Raw genomic sequence first — 17,324 nt, 5'->3', positions numbered from 1 at the left:
TTCAACAGCCCCTCGTGCGAGATGGATGAGAGATGAGTCGATCCGCAGACCACGGACGGGTTCGGCGGAGCGAACATAGGCCACCGGCGGGTGGCGGAAAACCCTGCGCGCGGGACGTGGCCCGGTCGGTGGCGAGGGGCCGCGCGCGGCGGATACGTTGCCGGTGTGAGCGACCCGGAAGACGGCCCAGAATTGGAACCGTCCCAGCTGCCGACGTTCCTCGCCGACGACCTCGCGGGTCGGGGGACGGAGCGCGGATCCATCTGGCGGCGGACGAAATCACCCACGTCCGCGCCGCGAGGATTCGTCCCGGAGCCCGGCTGGCGGTGACCGACGGAAAGGGCCGGTGCTGGGAGGGGGAACTCGTCGAACTGGATCGGCGGCGGGCCCGCTGCCGGCTGCTGCGGGCCCTCCCGGTGCGTCCGCCACTGCCCCTGCGCGTGTGGGCCCCGGTGGCGAACCGTGACCGTTCGCTGTGGCTGGTCGAGAAGGTCGTCGAGATCGGGGCGTCGGCCGTAACCTGGATCGAGTGGGAGCGGTCGCGGTCGGTCGGCGACGCGGGTCGTTCGGAGGGGTTCCGTCGGCGGGCCGGGAAGCGGGTGCGGGCCGCCGCGAAACAGTCAGGCCGGAGCTGGCTGCCCCGGCTCGATGGCCCGGCGACGCTGGAGGAGGCGCTGACGGGCCACGACGGGGCAGGGTGGCTCGCCGATGTGAGCGGCCTGTCCCTCCTGGTCGGCGGCGCCCTGCGCGACCCGTGCCGGAGCGGCCACGGGAGTCCGCTGACGCTCGCGGTCGGGCCGGAGGGCGGGCTGACGCGCGCTGAGCGCCGACGCTGCGTGGAAGCCGGCTTCGAACTCGTGCCGCTGGGGCGGGGTACGCTGCGATTCGAGACGGCGGCGATCGCGGCGGTGGCGCTCGCTCCGGCCATCCTCGAAAACCTGGAGGGGACATGACGGATTGCGTGTTCTGCGCCATCGCGGCGGGCGCCATCCCGGCGGATATCGTCGCGGAGGAGGACGGTTGGGTCGCGTTCCGCGACCTCGAACCTCAGGCGCCCGTGCATGTGCTTGTGGTCCCCCGGACCCATGTATCGAGTCTCGCGACGCTGTCGAGCGGTACGCTCGGAGGGGAACTCGTGCTCGCCTGCGCCGCGGTCGCCCGCTCCGAGGGGTTGGGGGACGGGTACCGCGTCGTCACCAACGCGGGCGAGGACGGAGGTCAGGCCATCGCGCACCTCCACTTCCACGTGCTCGGCGGCCGCCGCATGGGTTGGCCGCCCGGTTGAGCCCGATGGATCAGAGCCCGATGGATCACGCGCTGCGCGTGATCGAGTTCGATCGCGTGCTCGCCGCGATCTCAGGGTACGCCGCGTCCGAGCCGGGGAAGTCGAAGGTCCGCGCCCTCCGTCCGCTCCCCGATGCGGCCTCCGCCCGCCGCGCCCTCGCGGCCGTGGGCGAGTTGCGGGCGCTCGTGGCAAGCGGCGAGGGGTGGAACCTGGATGCGTTCCCGGAGCTGGGACCGGCGCTGCGCCGCCTGGCGATCGACGATGCGTGGCTGGACCCCGGCGACCTGCTCGCCTGCGCGAAGGTCATGGCGGCGGGGCGGATCTCCCGGGGGCTCGCGGAACGACTCGATCCCGATGGCCTCCCGGTGCTCCTGGTCGGCCGGCTGTGGGGTGACCGGGCGCTCGAGAAGCGGATCGCGGCCACCTTCGACGCTGTGGGTGGGGTCGCGGATGGGGCCTCGCCCGAGTTGCGGCGCATCCGCCGAGCGCTCACGGGCGCCCGCGTGCGTCTCGTCGAGGAACTCACGCGTTTCGCCGGCTCGCTCCCCGAACGGGTGCGCGTTCCCGACGCCTCCGTCACGGTCCGCAACGGGCGCTACTGCATCCCGGTGCGGCGCGAGGGAAAGGGCATCGCGGGAGGGCTCGTGCACGACGCCTCGGCGAGCCGCCGCACGCTGTTCGTGGAGCCCGCGCGCGCCATCGAGGCGATGAACGGGATCAGGGAACTCGAACTCCGCGAGGAGCGCGAGGTGGAGCGGATCCTGCGGGAACTCGCCGCCGCGGTACGCCGCCACGCCTCCGAACTCGCCGCCTCGTACGGGGCGTTGGTGGAGCTGGACGCGCTCCGCGCCCGCGCCCTGTTCGCGGCCGGGATGGAAGCCTCGCCCCCGGCCTTCGTCGACCCGGTGGCGGAAGGGATCCGCATCCGCGGCGCGCGGCATCCCCTGCTCGCGCTCGCTCCCGGGGGCGCCGTGCCGTTCGATCTCGACCTCTCGGCCGATGAGCGGGTGCTCCTCGTGTCGGGCCCCAACGCGGGCGGCAAGACGGTTCTCCTCAAGACACTGGGGCTCCTCAGCGCGCTCGTGCAAAGCGGCGTCGTTCCGCCCCTTCGGGCCGGGAGCCGAATCCCCTTCTTTCGCCGCTTCTTCGCGGTCATCGGCGACGAGCAGTCGATCGACGCGTCGCTCTCCACCTTCGGGGCGCAGGCGCGCAATCTGGCGGAGATCCTGAACGAGGCGGACGACCGGGACCTCGTCCTCTTCGATGAGATCGGGAGCGCGACCGATCCGGCGGAAGGGGGTGCGCTGGCGGCGGCGGCCCTGGAGCGTCTGGCCGGGCAGGCGCGGCTCACGGTCGCCACGACGCACCTGGGCGACCTCAAGCGGCTCGGCGACGACGGGGCGGCGGTGCAGGCTTCGCTCGAGTTCGATTCCAGGCGTCTCGAACCCACGTACCGGCTCGTGCGGGACCGTCCGGGACGGAGCTACGCCCTCGTCATCGCCGCGCGACTGGGGGTCCCGGAGGACGTGCTCGCGGGCGCGCACGCGCGGCTGGGCCCGGAACACGTGTCGCTCGACACCCTGCTCGCCCGCCTGGAGGCGGAACGGGGAGAGATCGAGGACCTGCGGGCCCGACTCGAGCGTCGGGCGGAGGAGACGGCGGCGCGGGAGCGCGACCTGGCGTCCCGGGAGACCGCGCTCGCGGATTCCGAGCGCGCGGCCGAGAGGCAGCGGGAGGTGGCGCGGCGAGAGACGCTGCGCGAGGCCCGGGACCGGGTCGAGGCCGCGATCGCTCGGCTGGAGTCCGAATACGCGGGGGGTGACGAACCGGCCCGGCGAGCGGCGAAGCGGGCGGTGCGCGGCGAAGTGGAGCGGGCACTCCGCACTTCGGCCCGGAAGTTGCTCGCACTGGGCGATCGCGCACCCGCCGCCGAGGCCGCAGAGACCCCGCGGGCAGGGGAGGCCGTCCGCTGGAGCGCCTCCGACCGACCCGCCACGCTCGTGGAGGTCCGCGGGGCTCGGGGCGTGATCGAGGTCGGCGGGTTGCGCCTTACGGTACCGCTGCGCGACCTGACGCCGCATTCTGGAGCGGTGGCGCCCCGGGGGAAGCGTTCTTCGTCCGGAGGTTCCCGCGAGGCGGGGGAACGACGGCCCATCATCAGGGTCGAGACCCAGATCGATCTGCGGGGGCTGCGCGCCGATGAGGTGGACGCGGCGCTCACGCCCGCGATCGACGCCGCGGTGGTGGTGGGAGATCTCCCCTGGCTCCGCATCATCCACGGAAAGGGGACGGGCGCCCTCAGGGCCCGCGTCCAGGAGATTCTGAGCGGAGACCCGCGGATCCGGCTCGTCCGGGCGGGCGGGGCGGGCGAAGGGGGTACCGGGGTGACGGTCGCGGAATTCGAGTAGGCGAATGCGGCAGACGAAGATCCGGCGGACGATGATGCGTCGCGAGGGTTCCGGCGGGAGGAGGCGCGCGTGGTGAGCGACGCGCTCGTCGAGGAGATCCGCGCCCGCGCCGACCTGCTCGAGGTCGTGGGCGAGCACGTTCGGCTCCGGCGCTCCGGCAGGAGCTACCGCGGGCCCTGTCCGCTGCACGGCGGGGACGGCCCGAACTTCGCCGTCGACCCTCAGCGGCAGATCTTCAAGTGCTTTGTGTGCGGCGAGGGCGGAGATGTGTTCGGGTTCCTGATGAAGCACCTCGGATTCGAGTTCCCCGAGGCGGTGCGTCACGTCGGGGCGCGGGTCGGGATCGAGGTCCCGGACCGCGAAGAGCGCCTGGAGGACCCGCACGCACCCCTGCGCGGCGTCCTCGCGTTCGCGGCCGAATGGTTCCAGGGTCGGCTCCGGGAGCCCGCCGGGGCCCGGGCGCGCGCCTACCTGGAGGGCCGGGGTCTGCCGCTGGAGGAGGCGCTCGGGTTCGGGCTGGGGTACGCGGACGATGAATGGCGGGCGTTTCGCGCGGCCGCGGCCCGTCACGGCATCGAGGAAGGGGCGCTTCTTCAACTGGGGCTGCTCGCGACGAGCGAGAAGGCGGAGGAACCCTACGACCGCTTTCGCGGACGACTGATGTTCACGATCCAGGACCTCCGCGACCGGCCGATCGGCTTCGGCGGCCGGGTCCTCGATCCGAACTCCGATGCGCCCAAGTACATCAACTCGCCCGAGTCTCCCGTCTTCCGGAAGGGGGAGGAACTCTACGCGCTCAACCGCGCCCGCCACGCGATGCGGCGCGAGGGCCACGCGGCGGTCGCCGAGGGCTTCACGGACGTCATCGCGCTGCACCGCGCGGGGCTCGAGTTCGCGGTCGCCGGGCTGGGTACCGCCTTTAGGGCCGACCAGGCGCGCCGGCTCGCCCGCTACGCGAAGCGGGCCTATCTGCTCTACGACAGCGACACGGCCGGGCTGCGCGCGACCTTCCGGACCGGCGACATCCTCCTCGCCGCCGGCGTCCATCCGCTGGTCGTCTCCCTGCCGCCCGGAGAAGACCCGGATTCGCTGATCCGCAGGGAGGGGGCGGCCGCCCTCCGGCACCTCATGGACGACGCGGTGGACCTGCTCGAACGCAAGCTCCAGATCCTGGGGCGCGAGGGATATCTCGACCGCGTGGAGGGCCGGCGGCGTGCGGTGGACGGCCTGCTGAGCACGCTCCGGGCCGTGGCCGACCCGGCGCTGCGCGATATCTACGTGGACCGTGCGGTCGAGGGGCTCGGGATAAGACGGGACACGCTCGTGCACGAGATCGCGCGCGCGGAGCGGCCCAGGGTTCGCCGCCCTCCCGCGGGTCCCGGCCCCGGAAGGCCCGACGACAGCCCTCCCGTCGAGTCGCGAACGGAACGGGCGCTTCTTCTCCTCCTCGTGCGCGACCCTTCGCTGACGCGGAGGGCGGTCCGCACCGGGCTCTCACCCCGGCACCTGCGCGACCGGTGGGGACGCGAGATCTTCGAGATCCTGTCGGCGGCGTGCGACGAGGGCGCGGACGCGGAAGGTGTGGACTGGTCCTCCGCCTCCGGGCCCGCCCGCGCGCGCTTGACCGCCCTCCAGGAGGCGGGGGAGGAGATCCCCGACCCGGACGAGGTCTTCGAAGCCGCGGTGAGCCGCCTCCTGCATCGGCGGCATCGAGAACGCCTGGACGAGATCGATCGCGAACTGGAACTTGCGGACAGCGAGCAGCAACGTCGATTGTTGAGCGAGAAGCAGGAACTCGCACGGGAACTTCGAGACGCGGGCGAGGCCGCCGCATTCATGCCCCGACAGGGCGCGGGGCGGCCGGGCTGCGCCGATCGACCGGGGGGCGCCCCGACCGGGTCGCCCGGTTGACAGCCGGAGAGAGCATGCAGGCGAGCGATACCGTCGACGAATTACTCACGCTTCAGGAGATCGATCTCGAGATCCTGAGGATCGAAAGCGAACTCGCGAGACTGGACGAGGAGGTCGCCGAACTTCGCATCACGGTGGAGGCGCTCGAGAAGCGGATCGCCGGGATCCGGGGCGACGCCGGGAAGGCGGAAGCGCGCGTGGAACGTTACCGCCGCTCCGTGGAGGCGGGGCGAGCGACCCTCAAGCGACTTGAATCGCGTTCCACCGCGGTCGTGAACGAGCAGCAGTATCTCGCCGTGAAGAGCGAGACGGAGACGGCTTGGCGGAATCTGCGAGGGGCGGAGGACGACCAACTCGACGCCATGCTGGAGCTCGAGGCGGCGCGCGAGGCCTTCAGCGCGGCCGAGGGTGAGTTGAAGGAAGCCGGCGCCTCCCTCGCGGAACGGGCCGCCGCCGCTGATGAACTGCGCTCGACGTTCGAGGGCGAACTGCACCTGCGGGGCGCGGCCCGGAAAACCCAGGAAGATCGTCTCGGCCGGCGGGCGCTCCAACTCTACAGGTCGGCCGGCGGGGGCGGGAAGCGTTCGGCGCTCGCGGAACTCACGGCGGACGGCGTGTGCGGACAGTGCTTCACCTCTGTGCCCAAGCAGCGCCAGGCGGAGATCCGGACGCGTCGCGATCTGGCCGTCTGCGAAGGCTGTGGAATCATCCTCTACCCGGTGTCCTCCGGCGCCTGACACACCGAACCATGCGACTCCGCATCATCGCGGGCGATCTGGGCGGCAGGTACATCGACGCTCCGCCGGGACGGCGCACCCGCCCCACGGCCGCGAGGGTGCGGGAGGCCTGGTTCTCCGCGCTCGGCGAGGATGTCGTCAGCGCGCGCGTCGCCGACCTCTACGCCGGTTCCGGGGCGCTGGGCATCGAGGCGCTGTCGCGCGGCGCGGCGCACGTCCATTTCGTCGAGTCGGACCGAGGGGTCGCTTCCGTGCTCGACCGGAACATCCGCAGGCTCGGGCTCGCGAACCGGTCTCGGATCGGGCGCCGCGATGCCCTGGCCTGGATCGACGGCCTGACCGCTCCGCTCGACCTTGTCTTCGCCGACCCCCCGTACGGATCAACCGCCGGCCGCGGGCTCGTGGAGCGCTTTCGCCACCGACCATTCGCCGCCCAGTTCTGGCTCGAGCACGACGCCGACGCCGGTCTGGCCGCGACCGCGGACTGGACGAGGGAATACGGCGACACCCGCGTGAGCCGGTTTCTGGCTCCGGCATGCACCCCGATTTCGACCCCTGAACGGAAGCTCGGATGAAGAAAACCATCGCCGTGTACCCGGGATCCTTCGATCCGCTCACGATTGGACACGAGGACATCGTGCGGCGGATCGTGCGGCTCGTGGACCATCTGATCGTCGCCGTGGCCGAGACCGCCACGCAGACGAAGTCGAGCCTCTTCCCGATCGACGAGCGCGTCGAACTCATCCGCTCCGCGTTCGCGGACGAGCCCCGGGTGGAGGCGACCTCCTTTTCCGGGTTGCTCGTGGACTTCGCCCGTGCGCGGGAAGCCCGCATCATCGTGCGGGGGCTCCGGGCCGTGAGCGACTTCGAGTACGAATTCCAGATGGCGCTGATGAACCGCTCCCTGTGGCCCGAGGTGGAGGTCCTGTTCATGGCCCCGGCCACGCGCCACACCTTCCTGAGTTCGTCGCTCGTGCGCGAGGTCGGACGCCTCGGCGGCGATGTGACCGATTTCGTGAGCCCGGTGGTGAAGGCCCGCATGGATCGGGCCTTCGAGCGGCCCGCAACGGAGTGAGTCCGGTGTCGGCCCCGCGGGACTTCATCGGCCGCCTGCGGGTGCGAGCCGCCGCGGCCGAGGCCAGGATCGGCTTCCCCGAGGCCGGGGAATCCCGAACGGCCGAGGCGATCCGGCTCCTGCGATCCGAGGGCTGGGTTCACCCCGTCGAGATCGGCCCCGGGCGTGGCGGGCTCGAAGGCGCCGCGCGACGCCTCGCCGAGGGTGAACTCGACGGCGTCGTCGCGGGCGCCGTCCACTCGACGGCGGAGGTGATCCGGGCAGGTCTGCGCATCGTCGGAGTCGCGGAAGGGGTGGAGACCGTGTCCGCGGCCTTCTACATGGTCTTCGAGCGGCCGCGGGAGCGCGTACTCACGCTCACGGACACCGCGGTCGTCCCCGCGCCGACGCCGGAGCAGATGGCCGACAGCGCCTCGGCCGCCTGTGATGCACGGCGGGCCATCGTGGGGGACGAGCCGGTCGTCGCCTTCCTGTCCTACTCGACGCTCGGCTCGGCCGGCGGGCCGGCCGTGGACCGTGTGCGCGAAGCGCTCGATCTGTTTCGGCGGCGGCGGCCCGATATCGAGGCGGACGGAGAGCTGCAGGCGGACGCGGCGCTCGTTCCCGGGATCGCGGCGGCGAAGGCTCCCGGCTCCCGGGTGGCGGGGCGCGCGAACCTGCTCGTCTTCCCGAACCTCGACGCCGCCAACATCGCCTACAAGCTGCTCGAGAGACTCGCCGGAGCGCGCGCGCCGGGACCGATCCTCCAGGGTCTGCGGCGGCCGCTCAACGACCTCTCCCGCGGCGCCTCCGTCTCCGATATCGTGGACGTCGCGTGCATCACGGCACTCATGTCGCGAGGGAGCAAATCGCGAAGGAGCAAAGCATGACGTTTTCGTTGGAACGGCTCGGAGCCACGACGGTGGTCAGCGTCGATGGCCAGCTCACCCTCAATAACCGGGGCGAACTCAGGGAACGCGTTCTCGCGCGTCTGGCGGATGGCGAAACCGACTTCGTGATCGATTTCGCCGCCGCCGACTACATAGACTCGTCGGGTCTGGGCGTTCTCGTCAGTCTCTCGAAGCACATCCGCGATGAGCACGGGCGCCTCAAGCTGGCCGGGCTGAACGAGGACCTCGCCCGGCTGTTCGCGCTCACGAAGCTGGATTCGCTCTTCGACATCGCCGAGACCCGGGCGGCCGCTCTGGGCGAAGCCTGACCCGGGCGGCGAGTCCGGGCATGGCCGCCGGCGACCCCCGCCGGATCCTCGTCCTCTCGAGTCGACCGGATATCGTCCAGGCGGTGGCGGAGGCCGCTTCGGCGATCGAACCGAGGCCTGAAGTTCGCGGGCTCTTCGGGAAGCCGCTGAACGTGCGCGATTCCGACCTCATCCTCGTCGACATCGCGGAACCTCGCGCCACCATACCCTACCTGCGGCGGCGGTTCGGCGGCGGGCCCGCGCTCGTCGCGCTGGTCGAGGGTGCCTGGATCGACCGCCTCGGATCCGCGCTGGCGGAGGACTGGACGGACTACCTCTTCTATCCTCTGAACGCCGACGAACTGGGGCTCGTGTGGGAGAAGCACACCTCCTCTGCGGACGCACCCGAACTCACCCTCGATGTCGACGGGTCCGGCCGGATCCGCGTCGTGTTTCCTTCCCGCGTCCGGTACCAGCACCCGGTGGTCGACCGGGTCGTCGTCGCGTGTCGGCATCTCGCGGAGCTCGATGGCGAGACGGCCTTCCGGCTGCGGGTCACACTCGGAGAGGCCGTTGCGAACGCGATCCTGTACGGGAGCGGAGACCGGCCCGGGGCGGTGGTCCGGATCACGGCGGTCGCGGGCCGGGAGGGTCTGCGCGTGAAGGTGGCGGACGAAGGCGAGGGATTCGACCCCGAGGCCGTCCCGGACCCGATCTCGCGCGAGGGGATCGGGCGGCCGAGGGGCCGCGGGCTCTTCCTCCTGAGGCAGCTGGCCGATCGCGTCGAGTTCAACGAGGTCGGGAACGAAGTCAGCCTGACGTTTCGCGGGGCGCCCGATCCGCTGGTGAGGGTCGAACCCCTCCTCGGGCGCTTCGCCGCCGTGACGGGCCTGCGGTTCCGGCTCGACCGACGGTTCGACGACGGCGTGCGGGTGCTGTTCGACTGCCTGGAGAGCGAGGGCGGCGAATCGGGCGGCAGCGAGGCCGGAGAATTGCGTGAGACGTGGCCCCTCGGCCCCGAGGGGGGGCTGCGGCTCGTCCACGAGACGGCGCGGGATGACGGACCCGGGGAAGGGGCGCCCCCCGATGTGGACGCGGCCGCGCTGCTCGCGGGGTGGCTCGCGGCGGTCGCGGAGGGCGAACAGGCCGGCGAGCGGCTCCTCGCGCGGCGGATGCGCCGCGAACGGGTGCTCGCCGAACTGGAGATCGCGCGCGACCTCCAGCTGCGACTCCTGCCGGCGCCGGAGGACTTTCGCGATCTGGCGCGCGTGGCGGCCCGGTGCGATCCGTCTCTCTCGCTCGGGGGCGACTTCTACTACCTGGTCCGCCTTCCTGCGGGACGGCTCGGTATCATGCTGGGGGACGTGAGTTCGCACGGCCCGTCCGCGGCCCTGATCATGGCGCGCACCCTGAGCGCTGTGGCCGTGGCGACGGGGGTGGAAAGCGAACCCGGCGCGGCGCTGGACGCGATGCAGGGTCAGCTGCGGGCGGCGCTGGAGTCGACCGAGATGTACATGACCCTCTTCTACGGCGTGCTCGACCCCGCGCGCAGCGAACTCCGCTACGCCAACGCCGGCCACCCCTACGCGTATCTCGTCGGACCGGCAGCGATCCGTCGACTCGAGGCGCTCGACCCGCCGGTGGGGATTGCTCGGGTCGAGGCGTACCGGCAGGAGCGGATCGCGTGGTCCGGCGATACGCTGCTCGCCTTCACCGACGGGCTCGCGGAGCTGAGCGACCCCATCGCGGCGCCCGGAGCGCGGGTCCGCCGGCGGATCGATCGGGGTGAACTCGATCCGGAGATCCTCGTCAAGGCCCTGTTCGCCGACAGCGACGACGAGATGCGGCTCGACGACCGGACCGCGGTCGCGGTGCGTCTGTGACCGGCGGGGACGCGCCGCCCCCGCGCGCAAAGCGCTCTCTGGGCCAGAATTTTCTCGTCGACCCGAACATTCAGCGCAAGATCGTCGCCGAGCTCGATCCCGGCCCGGAAGATGTCGTGCTCGAAGTCGGACCGGGCCACGGAGAGTTGAGTCGTCACCTGCTCGGACGCTGCCGGCGGCTCGTCCTGATCGAGAAGGATCGCGATCTCGCCCGGGAACTCGCGACGCGCTGGAACGGCCGCCCCGGAGTCGAGGTCGTCGAGGGCGATGCGCTTCGGCTGGATCTGTCCGCCCTTATCCCGCGCGGGATGCCGCTTCGGGTGGTGTCGAATGTCCCCTACAACATCACCTCGCCCCTTCTGTTCGCGTTTCTCGACATCGGCCCCGCGGCGGTACGGGTCGTGATCACGGTTCAGCGGGAAGTGGCGGAGCGGATCGTCGCGCCCCCGGGGACGAAGGCCTACGGCGCGCTGTCGGTCGGCGTGCGGGCGGTCGCCGACACCTCGCTCGCGTTCCACGTCGGGCGACAGGCCTTCCGGCCGGTGCCGGCAGTGGACTCGGCCGTGGTGCGCCTCGAGCCCCGGCCGCACCCGGCCGCAGTGGACCACGACGAGCTGAGGGCGCTCACGCGGGCCTGTTTCAACCGCCGCCGCAAACAGCTACAGAAGACGCTCCGGACCGCCCCGGAGCTGGGGTTCAGAGGGGACCCGAGGGCGTTTCTCTCCAGCCTGTCCATCGATCCCGCCGTCCGGCCGGAAGCGCTCGATCCGGAGACGTTCGTCGCGCTCGCGGCGAAATTGCGGGCGATCAGGGAGATGGATCCCGCGCGTTGAGTTGATGCCGGACCGGACCTATCTTGGCTTGTGAATACTTTCACAAGGCTGGCAGCCCTTGGCGAAACCCCGACTGCATTCGACCGCCGATACATTTCCGCCGAACGCTTCGCTCTGCGTTGCTCCCCGGTCACATGGCGCTGCCATGCTCCCCCGTCGCGCCTTGTCGCCCGAACGTCTCGGCGCTCTCGGCGCGACGCGGGGCTTCGCCACGGACTGCCAGGCATGAGCGGCAGAATTTCCGATTCCACAGTCCGGCGCCTCTCCCTGTACCTCCGCATGTTGCGCGACCTCGAGCGTGCCGGCGTCGAGGTCGTGTCGAGCGCGCGGCTCGCCGAGCCTTCCGGCGCGACGTCGGCGCAGGTTCGGAAGGATCTGAGCCACTTCGGTTCGTTCGGAAAACGCGGGCGCGGGTATTCCGTCGAGGGTCTCGTGCGAGCGCTGGAGGAGATCCTCGGACTATCGCACAGCTGGCGGCTCGCGCTCGTCGGCGTCGGCAAGATCGGTACGGCGCTCCTCGGGTACGGGGGGCTCGCGGCGCGGGGGTTCGACGTGGTGGCCGCGTTTGACGCCGACGCTGTGAAGATCGGAACCCGGGCCTTCGGCCTGACCATCCGCTCCATGTCGGAGTTGCGGCCGGTGATCGCGGAACTGGGAGTCGACATCGGCGTGGTCGCGACGCCCGCGAGGGTGGCGGCGGACGTCGCGGCGGCGCTCGGGCGGGCCGGCGTGGGGGCGATCCTGAACTTCGCGCCGATCGACCTGTCGGAGATCGACGGGGTCCCGATCCGGACCGTGGACATCGTGCTCGAGATGGAAGGCCTGAGCTACCTGCTCTCCGAGGCGAGCCGACGATCGGGGAGCGGCGGCGCGCGGGGCTGATCCGTGTCGCGGCGAGGCGAGGGCCGCTCGGGCGGCGAGATGTCGCGGGTTCCCGCGGTGCGCTTCGCTCCGGAGGGCGTGCTGTTGCGCAAGGCCATGGCGCGTCTCGAGCAGGGCGCCTGCGAGGCCCGCGAGCTGGCGGTCGAGATGTTCGGCATCCGGGGAGGCCCGCCGGGGCTTGCCGATCGGCTCGTGGCCGAGGTCCTGGAGGGGGCCCCGGATGTGGTCCGCGAGGGTCCGGACGGAGCCGTGTGGCGGCTGGCGGGGCGTGAGGCGAAGCGTGTGGAGAAGCGACGCGACGGCCTGCACCGGCTTCGCTACGCCGTGGTGGACGTCGAGACGAACGGGGGCGTCGCGGGCGCGGGCGGTCGGGTCGTCGAGATCGCGATCGTGGAGGTAGACCGGGGTGAGATCGGAGACTGCTTTTCCACCCTCGTCGATGCGGGGGTGGCGATCCCGCCGTGGATCACGCGCCTCACGGGAATCCGGACGGAGATGACCCGCGGAGCGCCGAGCTTCTCGCAGATCTGCGACGAGGTGCGCGAGCGGCTCAGTGGCCGGGTTTTCGTCGCGCACAACGCGGGATACGATTGGGGCTTCCTGCGCGCCGAAATGAGACGAGCCGGGGCCGCCGTGCCGCGCGGGCCCCGCTTGTGCACCGTTCACCTGGCGCGCCGACTGCTGCCCGGACTGGATCGCCGCGGGCTGGACGCGGTCGCCGACTACTACGGGATCGAGATCCGGGAACGGCACCGTGCGCGAGGGGATGCGGTCGCGACGGCCCGCATCCTCGTCCGCATGCTGGCGGACGCGGAGCGGCGTGGGTGGACGACCTGGCCGGCGCTGCGGCGTGCCCTGGCCCGCCCGTCGCGACGCAAGCGGCGGCCGGACCTGAGCGGGCCGCCCGACGAATCCGATACGGGAGGGAACACGACCGACCATGGATGACCATATGGACAAGGACAGGATCCCGGTGATCGTCTCCGCCGCGCGGCTCCCCACGGGCCGCTTCATGGGCGGGCTCTCCTCGCTCGCGGCCCCGGATCTCGGGGGACTCGCGATCTCCGCGGCCATCGACAGGGCGGGGATAGACCTCGCCGACATCGAAGACGTGATCATGGGCAACGTCGTACAGGCGGGCGTCGGACAGGCGCCCGCCCGCCAGGCGGCCATCCGGGGCGGCGTTCAGGAGACGGTCCCGGCGGTGACGATAAACAAGGTCTGCGGCTCTGGACTCAAGGCGGTCATGCTGGCGGCGCAGGCGATCAGGGCCGGGGACGTCCGGGCCGTGGTCGCGGGCGGGATGGAATCGATGTCGAACGCGCCCTACCTGCTGAGGGGGTACCGGGAGGGTGTGAAGTTCGGCGATCGGTCGATGGTCGATGGCCTCGTCCACGACGGACTCTGGTGCGCCTTCGGGACCTGCCACATGGGCGGACACGCGGAGTACACGGCCCACAAGGCGGGCGTGAGCCGTGAGGATCAGGATGCCTGGGCCCTCGCAAGCCACGAGAAGGCGATCGGGGCGATCGACGCGGGGGGGTTCGCGGCGGAGGTCGTGCCGGTGCATATCGAAACGCGCGGGGGCACCGTGACGGTCGATGTGGACGAACCGCCCCGTCGCGGCACTTCGCTGGAAGCGCTGGCGCGGCTGCGTCCGGCCTTCGCGGGCGACGCGCCCCCAGAGGTCGGCGAGCCGAGCGTCACGGCCGGCAACGCGCCGGGCCTCAACGACGGGGCCGCCGCGACGCTGGTCACCTCCGAGGCGTACGCCGAGGCGCACGGACTCCCGGTCCTGGGGCGGGTCAGGGCCTACGCCGTCGCGGCGACCGCGCCGCGTGACCTGTTCTTCGCGCCGGTCGCGGCCGTGGCGAAGCTGATGACGCTCGACGAGGCGGTGACGGCCGACTACGGACTGGTGGAGATGAATGAAGCGTTCGCGGTGCAGGTGCTGGCGGATGCCCGGGAACTGGGGCTGGAACTCGACCGGGTGAACGTCCGGGGCGGCGCGATCGCCCTCGGCCACCCGATCGGCGCTTCGGGCGCGAAGATCCTCACCACGTTGCTGTACGCGATGCGGGACCTGGACGTCGAGCGGGGCATGGCCACCCTGTGTCTCGGCGGCGGAAACGCCGTCGCGATGAGCGTGGAGCGCGCGTAGCGATGAACGAATCGGGCTGGGCGTGGGTCGGGCGACTGGCCGGGTTCGTCGCCCTGTTCGTCGCCTGCGCGCTCGCGCTCGGGCTGGTCGCAGGCCTGTTCACGGGCCCCGATGCGGCGGCCTCGCCGGCGATCGCCTGGTGGATGGTGGTCCCGGTCCTGACCTCGTCGTTCGCCGCGACCTGTCTCCTCACCGTCCTGGTCGACGGCCAACGGCTGTCGTGGCTCGGTCTCCGGGGCGGGATCGGGGGCGTGACGGAACTCGTCCTCGGGTCTTTCGCCGGGGTGGTGATCGTGGGGGTCCCGATCCTCAGCCTGGCGGCCCTGGGCTGGGTCTCGTGGACGGCCTCGGCGGAGTCCTCCTTCTGGAGGGGCGTCGAGGTGTCTGCGCTCGTGTTCGGTGCGGCCCTGGCCGAGGAACTGCTCTTCCGGGGCTATCCGTTCCGGGTCATCCAGGCCCGGTTCGGGCCGGTCGCGGCGCTGGTCGCGACGTCGGCGGCCTTCGGCCTCGCGCACGGCGCGAACCCGGGGATCGGCCCGCTCGCGTTCCTGAACCTCGGCCTCGCGGGGGTGTTGCTCGGCGTCGCCTACTGGCGGACGGGGAGTCTCTGGTTCGTGGGCGGTGTCCATTTCGGCTGGAACTGGCTCCTGGCGGCTTCCGGCCTGTCCGTGAGCGGGCTCGACGTGCCAATATCCGGCCTCGACGCGGCGCTCTCGGGCCCGCCGCTGTGGACGGGAGGCGCATTCGGGCCCGAGGGCGGCCTGCTCGTCACACTGGTGACCGCGACGGGAACGGTGTGGCTGTGGCGCATCGGCGGCTCGGCCGGCGACGGCGGCCGATCGTCCGCGAGCCCGGACGACGGCCCGCAAGACGGTCTGCAAGACGAGGAAGGAGAGATTCGTTCGGAAAATGATTCGAGCAGCTGAAGTCGCGCGCGTCGGCGTGGTGGGCGCCGGGACGATGGGGAGCGGGATCGCGCACGTCTTCGGGCTCGCCGGCTGCGCCGTCCGTCTCGTCGATCTGGACGCCGCGGCGCTCGAACGAGCCCACGCCTCGATCGAACGGAATCTCTCGCGACAGGTCGGCCGGGAGCTGATATCCGGGGACGACGCCGAAGCCGCGCTCGGCCGGATCCGTACCGACCGCAACCTCGTTGCCGTGGAGGACGCCGAGGTCGTGGTCGAAGCCGCGAGCGAGGACTCCGCCCTCAAGTTCCAACTCTTCGAGGAACTGGCGGCGCGGGTCGGGGGGCAGACGCTCCTCGCGTCGAACACCAGTTCGATCTCGATCACCCGGATCGCCGCGCACGTCGGCAACCCGGCCCGCGTCATCGGGATGCACTTCATGAATCCCGTCCCCGTCATGCGGCTCGTCGAAGTCATCCGGGGGCTCGAAACCTCCGATGCGGCGACGGACCTGACCCTGGGGCTCTGCAAGCGGCTCTCGAAGACCGCGGTCGTCGCGAACGACTTTCCGGGTTTCGTCGCCAATCGGATCCTGATGCCGATGATCAACGAGGCCGTGTACTGTCTCATGGAAGGGGTCGCCGACGCGGAGGCGGTGGACACCGTCATGAAGCTCGGGATGAACCATCCCATGGGGCCCCTCGCGCTCGCCGACCTCATCGGGCTCGACACCTGTCACGCGATCATGCGCGTTCTGCACGCGGAACTCGGAGACTCGAAGTATCGCCCGTGTCCGCTGCTCGCGAAGTACGTCGCCGCCGGCCGGCTGGGCCGCAAGTCCGGGCGCGGCTTCTACCGCTACGAGAGCGGATGACGACGCTCCGCCGTTCCTATTCGGCCATCGAACTCTCCTCCGAGGCGCGGCAGGTGCTCGATCTCGCCCGGCAGTTCGCGGAAGAGCGGTTGAGGCCGACCGCCGAAGCGCGCGACGCGAACGAGGACATCTTCGACGAGGCGATCCACCGCGAACTGGGAGATCTGGGGTTTCTCGCCATGCGGGTGCCGGAGCGTTACGACGGGCTGGGGCTGGATCTCGTCACCTATCTCTACGTGCTCGAGGAACTTGCGTGGGGCGATGCCGGGGTCGCGGTGTCCGTCAGCGTCCACAACTCGCTGCCCGTCTCGATCCTGCTCCGGCACGGAAGCGAGGCGCAGCGGCAGGCCTGGCTCCCCCGCATGGCGAGCGGCGAAGTGCTCGGTGCCTTTTCCCTCTCCGAAGCCGGGGCGGGGACGGATGCCGCGGCGCTGCGCACGCAGGCCACCCGCGCGGACGGCGGCTGGCTCATCAACGGCGAGAAGATGTGGGTGACGAATGGCGCTTCGGCGGACGTCATCCTCCTGTTCGCCCGGACGGATACGCCCGCGGATCGCAGGGGGACGAGGGGCATCGGCACCTTCCTCCTGCCCGCCGGAGTCGAGGGCCTCGCCGTGGGCCGGAAGGAGCGCAAGATGGGACAGCGCGGCTCGGAGACGGTAACGCTCGCGCTGAACGATGTGTTTCTCGGAGACGAACTCCTGATCGGGGAGCCGAACCGGGGCTTCTCCTACGCGCTCGCGGGGCTGGAGGGCGGGAGGCTGGGCATCGCGGCCCAGGCGCTCGGCCTCGCGTCCGCGGCGGTGGACGCGGCGTTCGAGTACGCCCACACGCGCGAACAGTTCGGCCGGCGGCTGAGGGACTTCCAGGGCTTGGAGTTCAAGCTCGGCGACATGGTGACCCGGCTCGAGGCGGCGCGCGGCCTCCTCGAGCGCGCGGGCGCGGCGCACATGACGGGTGATCCGCGGGCGCGGCGGCTGTCCAGCGTGGCCAAGCTCTTCGCCAGCGAGACGGCGATGCGGAACGCCCGTGAGGCGGTCCAGGTTTTTGGCAGCTACGGGTATTCGCGGGAGTATCCGGTGGAACGTCTGTTTCGGGACGCGAAGGTCACCGAAATCTACGAGGGGGCGAACGAGATGCACCGCAGCCTGATCGCGCGGCAACTCTACAGAGAGGGGGGGTACGGGTGAGTT

Annotated in this window: 17 protein-coding genes; all 17 read left to right on the top strand. The window is 71.3% G+C overall.

Features of this window, described 5'->3' with window-relative positions; genetic code table 11:
* Positions 1 to 32: 32 nt before the first annotated feature.
* The 17 genes from ACOQPP_RS05370 (at position 33) to ACOQPP_RS05290 (ending at position 17,321) form a co-directional block, all read left to right on the top strand.
* On the top strand, positions 33 to 953 hold the full coding sequence (locus ACOQPP_RS05370; RefSeq protein WP_420635956.1) for an RsmE family RNA methyltransferase: 921 nt from the start codon (positions 33 to 35) through the stop codon (positions 951 to 953).
* On the top strand, positions 950 to 1,285 hold the full coding sequence (locus tag ACOQPP_RS05365; RefSeq protein ID WP_420635955.1) for an HIT domain-containing protein: 336 nt from the start codon (positions 950 to 952) through the stop codon (positions 1,283 to 1,285). Before ACOQPP_RS05370 ends, ACOQPP_RS05365 begins: the two co-directional genes overlap by 4 nt.
* Before the next feature lie 20 nt (positions 1,286 to 1,305).
* On the top strand, positions 1,306 to 3,693 hold the full coding sequence (locus ACOQPP_RS05360) for an endonuclease MutS2 (protein WP_420635954.1): 2,388 nt from the start codon (positions 1,306 to 1,308) through the stop codon (positions 3,691 to 3,693).
* A 72-nt stretch (positions 3,694 to 3,765) separates the two neighbouring features.
* Positions 3,766 to 5,604 (top strand): DNA primase, encoded by a 1,839-nt coding sequence (gene dnaG / locus ACOQPP_RS05355; protein WP_420635953.1) that lies wholly within the window; start codon positions 3,766 to 3,768, stop codon positions 5,602 to 5,604.
* A 14-nt stretch (positions 5,605 to 5,618) separates the two neighbouring features.
* Complete coding sequence (locus tag ACOQPP_RS05350; protein WP_419166276.1) at positions 5,619 to 6,341, top strand: zinc ribbon domain-containing protein; 723 nt, start codon at positions 5,619 to 5,621, stop codon at positions 6,339 to 6,341.
* Between the two features lie 11 nt (positions 6,342 to 6,352).
* Positions 6,353 to 6,916 carry a 16S rRNA (guanine(966)-N(2))-methyltransferase RsmD gene (rsmD, locus tag ACOQPP_RS05345; protein ID WP_419166277.1) on the top strand — a complete coding sequence of 188 codons (564 nt, stop codon included), beginning with the start codon at positions 6,353 to 6,355 and terminating at the stop codon, positions 6,914 to 6,916.
* Positions 6,913 to 7,416 (top strand): pantetheine-phosphate adenylyltransferase, encoded by a 504-nt coding sequence (coaD, locus tag ACOQPP_RS05340; RefSeq protein ID WP_419166278.1) that lies wholly within the window; start codon positions 6,913 to 6,915, stop codon positions 7,414 to 7,416. The genes rsmD and coaD overlap by 4 nt, the downstream gene beginning before the upstream one ends.
* A 5-nt stretch (positions 7,417 to 7,421) precedes the next feature.
* A complete protein-coding gene (locus ACOQPP_RS05335) occupies positions 7,422 to 8,285 on the top strand; it encodes a phosphate acyltransferase (RefSeq protein WP_419166279.1) in 864 nt (287 codons plus the stop codon).
* Positions 8,282 to 8,614 (top strand): STAS domain-containing protein, encoded by a 333-nt coding sequence (locus ACOQPP_RS05330; RefSeq protein ID WP_419166280.1) that lies wholly within the window; start codon positions 8,282 to 8,284, stop codon positions 8,612 to 8,614. The genes ACOQPP_RS05335 and ACOQPP_RS05330 overlap by 4 nt, the downstream gene beginning before the upstream one ends.
* Positions 8,615 to 8,634: 20 nt before the next feature.
* The gene (locus tag ACOQPP_RS05325) at positions 8,635 to 10,476 is read left to right on the top strand and encodes a PP2C family protein-serine/threonine phosphatase (RefSeq protein ID WP_419166281.1); all 1,842 of its coding nucleotides are present in this window, start codon (positions 8,635 to 8,637) and stop codon (positions 10,474 to 10,476) included.
* Positions 10,473 to 11,309 carry a 16S rRNA (adenine(1518)-N(6)/adenine(1519)-N(6))-dimethyltransferase RsmA gene (rsmA, locus tag ACOQPP_RS05320; protein ID WP_420635952.1) on the top strand — a complete coding sequence of 279 codons (837 nt, stop codon included), beginning with the start codon at positions 10,473 to 10,475 and terminating at the stop codon, positions 11,307 to 11,309. The genes ACOQPP_RS05325 and rsmA overlap by 4 nt, the downstream gene beginning before the upstream one ends.
* Before the next feature lie 225 nt (positions 11,310 to 11,534).
* Positions 11,535 to 12,191 carry a redox-sensing transcriptional repressor Rex gene (locus ACOQPP_RS05315; RefSeq protein ID WP_419166283.1) on the top strand — a complete coding sequence of 219 codons (657 nt, stop codon included), beginning with the start codon at positions 11,535 to 11,537 and terminating at the stop codon, positions 12,189 to 12,191.
* A gap of 3 nt (positions 12,192 to 12,194) precedes the next feature.
* Positions 12,195 to 13,139, top strand: coding sequence for a PolC-type DNA polymerase III (locus ACOQPP_RS05310; protein WP_419166284.1), 945 nt, complete (start codon positions 12,195 to 12,197; stop codon positions 13,137 to 13,139).
* Positions 13,132 to 14,352, top strand: coding sequence for a thiolase family protein (locus ACOQPP_RS05305; protein WP_420635951.1), 1,221 nt, complete (start codon positions 13,132 to 13,134; stop codon positions 14,350 to 14,352). Before ACOQPP_RS05310 ends, ACOQPP_RS05305 begins: the two co-directional genes overlap by 8 nt.
* A gap of 2 nt (positions 14,353 to 14,354) precedes the next feature.
* Entirely contained in the window at positions 14,355 to 15,278 is a 924-nt protein-coding gene (locus ACOQPP_RS05300; RefSeq protein WP_419166286.1) for a CPBP family intramembrane glutamic endopeptidase, read from the top strand.
* Positions 15,262 to 16,131 carry a 3-hydroxyacyl-CoA dehydrogenase NAD-binding domain-containing protein gene (locus ACOQPP_RS05295; protein ID WP_419166287.1) on the top strand — a complete coding sequence of 290 codons (870 nt, stop codon included), beginning with the start codon at positions 15,262 to 15,264 and terminating at the stop codon, positions 16,129 to 16,131. Before ACOQPP_RS05300 ends, ACOQPP_RS05295 begins: the two co-directional genes overlap by 17 nt.
* On the top strand, positions 16,128 to 17,321 hold the full coding sequence (locus ACOQPP_RS05290; protein ID WP_419166288.1) for an acyl-CoA dehydrogenase family protein: 1,194 nt from the start codon (positions 16,128 to 16,130) through the stop codon (positions 17,319 to 17,321). Before ACOQPP_RS05295 ends, ACOQPP_RS05290 begins: the two co-directional genes overlap by 4 nt.
* Positions 17,322 to 17,324: the final 3 nt, after the last annotated feature.

Origin of the sequence: Candidatus Palauibacter sp., from assembly GCF_965222475.1 — a bacterium.
Classification (GTDB): domain Bacteria; phylum Gemmatimonadota; class Gemmatimonadetes; order Palauibacterales; family Palauibacteraceae; genus Palauibacter.
The sequence above is the reverse complement of the archived record's forward strand: the minus strand, read 5'-3'. Positions and strand labels throughout refer to the sequence as shown.

Bases quoted from the DNA above. Each gene is read 5' to 3' on its own strand.
- ACOQPP_RS05370 (WP_420635956.1), top strand. From the start codon at position 33: ATGAGTCGATCCGCAGACCACGGACGGGTTCGGCGGAGCGAACATAGG.
- ACOQPP_RS05365 (WP_420635955.1), top strand. From the start codon at position 950: ATGACGGATTGCGTGTTCTGCGCCATCGCGGCGGGCGCCATCCCGGCG.
- ACOQPP_RS05360 (WP_420635954.1), top strand. From the start codon at position 1,306: ATGGATCACGCGCTGCGCGTGATCGAGTTCGATCGCGTGCTCGCCGCG.
- ACOQPP_RS05350 (WP_419166276.1), top strand. From the start codon at position 5,619: ATGCAGGCGAGCGATACCGTCGACGAATTACTCACGCTTCAGGAGATC.
- rsmD (WP_419166277.1), top strand. From the start codon at position 6,353: ATGCGACTCCGCATCATCGCGGGCGATCTGGGCGGCAGGTACATCGAC.
- coaD (WP_419166278.1), top strand. From the start codon at position 6,913: ATGAAGAAAACCATCGCCGTGTACCCGGGATCCTTCGATCCGCTCACG.
- ACOQPP_RS05330 (WP_419166280.1), top strand. From the start codon at position 8,282: ATGACGTTTTCGTTGGAACGGCTCGGAGCCACGACGGTGGTCAGCGTC.
- ACOQPP_RS05325 (WP_419166281.1), top strand. From the start codon at position 8,635: ATGGCCGCCGGCGACCCCCGCCGGATCCTCGTCCTCTCGAGTCGACCG.
- ACOQPP_RS05315 (WP_419166283.1), top strand. From the start codon at position 11,535: ATGAGCGGCAGAATTTCCGATTCCACAGTCCGGCGCCTCTCCCTGTAC.
- ACOQPP_RS05305 (WP_420635951.1), top strand. From the start codon at position 13,132: ATGGATGACCATATGGACAAGGACAGGATCCCGGTGATCGTCTCCGCC.
- ACOQPP_RS05300 (WP_419166286.1), top strand. From the start codon at position 14,355: ATGAACGAATCGGGCTGGGCGTGGGTCGGGCGACTGGCCGGGTTCGTC.
- ACOQPP_RS05295 (WP_419166287.1), top strand. From the start codon at position 15,262: ATGATTCGAGCAGCTGAAGTCGCGCGCGTCGGCGTGGTGGGCGCCGGG.
- ACOQPP_RS05290 (WP_419166288.1), top strand. From the start codon at position 16,128: ATGACGACGCTCCGCCGTTCCTATTCGGCCATCGAACTCTCCTCCGAG.